Source organism: Acinetobacter sp. UBA6526, from assembly GCF_002434875.1.
Classification (GTDB): domain Bacteria; phylum Pseudomonadota; class Gammaproteobacteria; order Pseudomonadales; family Moraxellaceae; genus Acinetobacter; species Acinetobacter venetianus.
Window position 1 is genome coordinate 1 of the sequence record NZ_DJLC01000036.1, and the last position, 4,355, is coordinate 4,355.

At 39.3% G+C, this 4,355-nt stretch carries 3 protein-coding genes; 2 read left to right on the top strand and 1 reads right to left on the bottom strand.

All coding sequences use genetic code 11. The annotated features are described in order from the left end of the window. On the bottom strand, positions 1 to 1,974 hold a 1,974-nt coding region (purL, locus tag B4237_RS02405), incomplete at its 3' end, for a phosphoribosylformylglycinamidine synthase (protein WP_286941182.1). A 399-nt stretch (positions 1,975 to 2,373) separates the two neighbouring features. Here purL and B4237_RS02410 point away from each other — a divergent pair. Next, on the top strand, positions 2,374 to 3,714 hold the full coding sequence (locus tag B4237_RS02410; protein WP_130133602.1) for a deoxyguanosinetriphosphate triphosphohydrolase: 1,341 nt from the start codon (positions 2,374 to 2,376) through the stop codon (positions 3,712 to 3,714). After that, the coding region (locus tag B4237_RS02415; RefSeq protein WP_286941186.1) for a hypothetical protein at positions 3,714 to 4,355 on the top strand (642 nt) is incomplete at its 3' end. The genes B4237_RS02410 and B4237_RS02415, both read left to right, overlap by 1 nt.

Consider the following 4,355-nt stretch of genomic DNA (forward strand, 5'->3'; position numbering starts at 1 on the left):
CGCACCCATTCCCGTAATCGAACGGTCGCAAATGGTAATCAAGAATGATTTAGAAGCCACTGTTGGGTTCTTTAATACGCGGAAAATCGCATCTTTCAAATCAACTTTTGCTACGTCAAAGTTATTACCTGTACGCTCAATCGTTTCATATGAACGTTGCATACGTGGCGTACCGCCCAACATGACTTGCATTGGGATGTCGACTGCATTGTTTTCAAACAATGGATCTTCAACTGTTAAATGACGTGCTTCTGTCGCTTCACCTAACACGGCAAATGGACAACGTTCACGCGCACAAATTTCTTCAAACTGTTCTAAAGATTCTGGACGAATCGCTAACACATAACGTTCTTGTGCTTCGTTTGACCAGATTTCCATTGGGCTCATACCTGGCTCTAAAGATGGAATCTTACGAAGGTTTAATACTGCACCTAACTCATGGTCATTCACAAGTTCAGGCATGGCATTTGATAAACCGCCCGCACCTACATCATGTACAGATACGATTGGGTTGAAGTCTTCTAAACGCCAGCACGTATCGATCACTTCTTGGCAACGACGTTCCATTTCTGGATTTTCACGTTGTACTGAAGCAAAGTCTAAGCTCTCGCCCATCGTACCGCTGTCTACAGATGATGCAGCACCACCACCTAGACCAATCAACATGGCAGGACCGCCCAATACAATGAGCAAATCACCTGGTTGAATCGCATCTTTTTCAACGTGGTCAGGACGAATGTTACCGTAACCACCAGCAATCATGATTGGCTTATGGAAGCCTTTCACTTCACCATTTACATTTTGTTCGAAAGTACGGAAATAACCATTTAATGCAGGACGACCAAACTCGTTGTTAAACGCTGCACCACCTAATGGACCTTCAATCATAATCTGTAATGGCGAAGCCATACGTGAAGGTTTGCCGTAGTTTTCTTCCCAAGGTTGTTCAAAACCAGGAATATTTAAGTTCGAAACAGTAAAGCCCGTTAAACCTGCTTTTGGTTTACCACCACGACCCGTTGCACCTTCATCACGGATTTCACCGCCCGAACCTGTTGCAGCACCAGCAAATGGAGCAATTGCTGTTGGGTGGTTATGTGTTTCAACCTTCATTAAAATGTGAGCGGCTTGGCTCTTATATTTATAAACAAAGTGACCATTTTCATCCGCTTTCGGATAAAAACGCATCGTGTCATAACCCACGATCACAGACGCATTGTCTTTATATGCTGACAATACATCTGTTGGAGACTCTTTATAGGTATTCTTAATCATCTGGAACAATGACAATGGTTGTTTTTCACCATCAATTGTCCATTCAGAACCAAAGATTTTATGACGGCAGTGCTCAGAGTTTGCCTGAGCAAACATCATCAACTCGATGTCATTTGGATTACGACCCAGCTTGGTAAATGCTTCAGTTAAGTAATCAATTTCTTGCTCAGATAAAGCAAAGCCAAACTCATTGTTGGCTTTAACTAATGCTTCTTTACCTTGACCCAAGATATCAATTGAGTTTAATGGCTTTGGCGCTGTTTCTGAGAACAAAGCTTTTGCATCATCAATTTGAGCAAAAACACTCTCTGTCATACGGTCATGTAATGCCAATTTCACTTCATTCGAAATCTCTTTCACACCTTTCAGTGTAAATAACAGACCACGCTCTAAACGGTGAATTGGAGTATTACAGTTTTGAAAAATATCCGTTGCTTTAGACGACCACGGAGAAATTGTCCCTACACGCGGGGTGACTAAAATCTGGATTTCATCACTTGCAGCTTGGCGAAGTTCGAAAGATTGACCATCGTTTAAAAGTTGTAATGCCGATTGATGTTGCTGCTCGTTGAGCGCTTGATCAAACAAATAAACCCACTGGCTGTCAAAAGATTGAACAGAACTCATTGACGCTAAACGGTTTAAGAGTTGAGTTTTCTTAAAAGAAGAATGTGCTGCTGCACCGGCCACGATAAACATGTTGACTTTGGCTCCACGGGCGGGTCTGACGAACCTACCACAATGTGACTTATGAGAGAGCGCATATTCTACTGTGAAAGCCTCATTTCAGCTAGCCATATCCATCTTAAAAATCAGAGTTTTCTACCCCAAATGGTCTAATTTCTATTAGCTTTATCTGTTTTACTTTATTCGTAACAATTCATTTACTTCATTCATCAAGGATACATGATTATTTCAACCTTTATATTTATGCACCAAGATCGAGATATAATTTATTTATTCGATCCTCATTTCGAATAAAGCCTTTTATTGTATTTTCAATCCCTCAACATTAATAAGACAAACTATGTCGCACTACGCTAGTGCTTTAATCTTTTTTTTGGCATGATGCATTGAACTTAGTTTGAATAATGATAAATGGAACAAATGCGTTGGTTAGAGTTGCTTTCTGCAATTCGTTTAGGTAGTAAAAAAAGCAGTACAGAATTGGCTCGAAGCCCTTTCCATAAAGATTATGACAGAATTATATTTTCCCAAAGCTTTCGCCAACTGAATAGAAAAACACAGGTTCACCCACTGACTCAGCATGATGGTATCCATACCCGCTTAACCCATTCGCTTGAAGTCTCTTGTATTGGACGTTCATTAGGGATGCTCGCAGCCGAAAAAATTAAAGATGAATTACCGATGTGGATCTCACCTGCTGATGTTGGCGCGATTATCCAAGCGGCTTGCTTAGCACATGATATTGGTAATCCTCCCTTTGGTCACGCTGGCGAATATGCAATTCGTGAATGGTTTGATGATGCATCACATCGAGATTTTTTAACAAAACTTACGCCAGAAGAAGAAGCCGACGTGCGTCAGTTTGAAGGTAATGCACAAGGTCTTCGTTTACTCAGTCGAATTGACTATCACCCCGATGATGGTGGGATGCGACTGACTTGTGCGACACTTGGCGCTTATTTAAAATATCCATGGCTTTCAAAAACGATTGATGAACAAGGTGATACGCCATCACATCAACGTGCAAAGTTTGGATGTTACCAATCTGAAAAAGAAATCTTAAAACAGCTTGCGGAACAACTCGGTTTGATTCAGCTTGGTGACTATCATTATTGTCGTCATCCACTAACCTATCTATTAGAAGCAGCTGATGATATTTGCTATGCACTGATTGATTTAGAAGATGGCATCATTCTGAATATGTTGAATTATGCAGAAGTTGAACCAATTTTTCTTAATCTAATTGCAGATTATGGAATACCTGAAGAACTGCATTTACCACATACCACATGGCAACAAAAAATCGCAGCTTTACGTGGGCGTGTAATGAAACGCTTAGTCGATGAAGTCACAACTGCTTTTGCAAAGCATCATTATGAGATCATCACAGGTCAGCTTAAAGGCAGCCTTCTACAATATTGCTCACCCGATATTGAAGCAGGTATTCAAACAGCAAAGAATCTTGCGCGTGATCGAATTTTTGAGCATCCACAAAAATCAGGTTTAGAGATTATTGCTCATCAAAGTTTGCAAACAATTTTAGATGCTTTTGTGCCATTAACGATGCCACATAAGACATTAAGCTTTAAAGAACAGCGATTGATGTCAATTTTGCAACATTCGGGCGTAAATCTGCAAAACAACCATTATAATAATATTATGCAAGTCTTAGATATTATTAGTAAGTTTTCTGACCACCAAGCGTATAGTTTGGCACAAGAGCTACAAGGCAATAAAGTTGGATTCTTTTAATGGATAGATTTGTTGATCAAGGAGTTTATAGCCTATCTCTTCTCAAACCTGAAATCTGGGTACATTGTCCATCTTGTCAGAAGCTTGCAAAAATTATCGAAATAAAGGATCGAGAATCAGAAACTGTAAAGGTCTTTTGTACTCAGTGTACCTATCGCAAAGCGTTACAGCATATTCGTATCCAAAGTTATAACTACATGAGCTATCACTTTAATTTGAATCAAAATATGACTGAATGGAGTGGTGCATGTGAAGTCGAAATCAATACAAAATGTACAATATGCAAGCAAGGAAAATACAAATACCTTCAGCAATATGCTCGTAAATCACTTATTCCAAGACAAATAGCTGTAAGTTGTAATTTTTGCCTACGAGAAAATAAGTTTGATGACTCTGTCTATATTTTAAGGAAGGTCAGTTATTCTAAAGTTGGCTTTGATCCCTATTATTCATATTCATTATTTTTAAATATTGCTGTTCGGCAGGGTCAAATCTGTACTTATAACCCAACACATTTAGGAATATTAAAAAGTTTTATACAAGCTGGGCTAAGAGAACGTAAACTTCCTAACTACAATCGCAGTTATTTCTCACGTCTACCTGCTTGGGTAAAATCTAGTCGAAATCGAAAAGAAATTCTA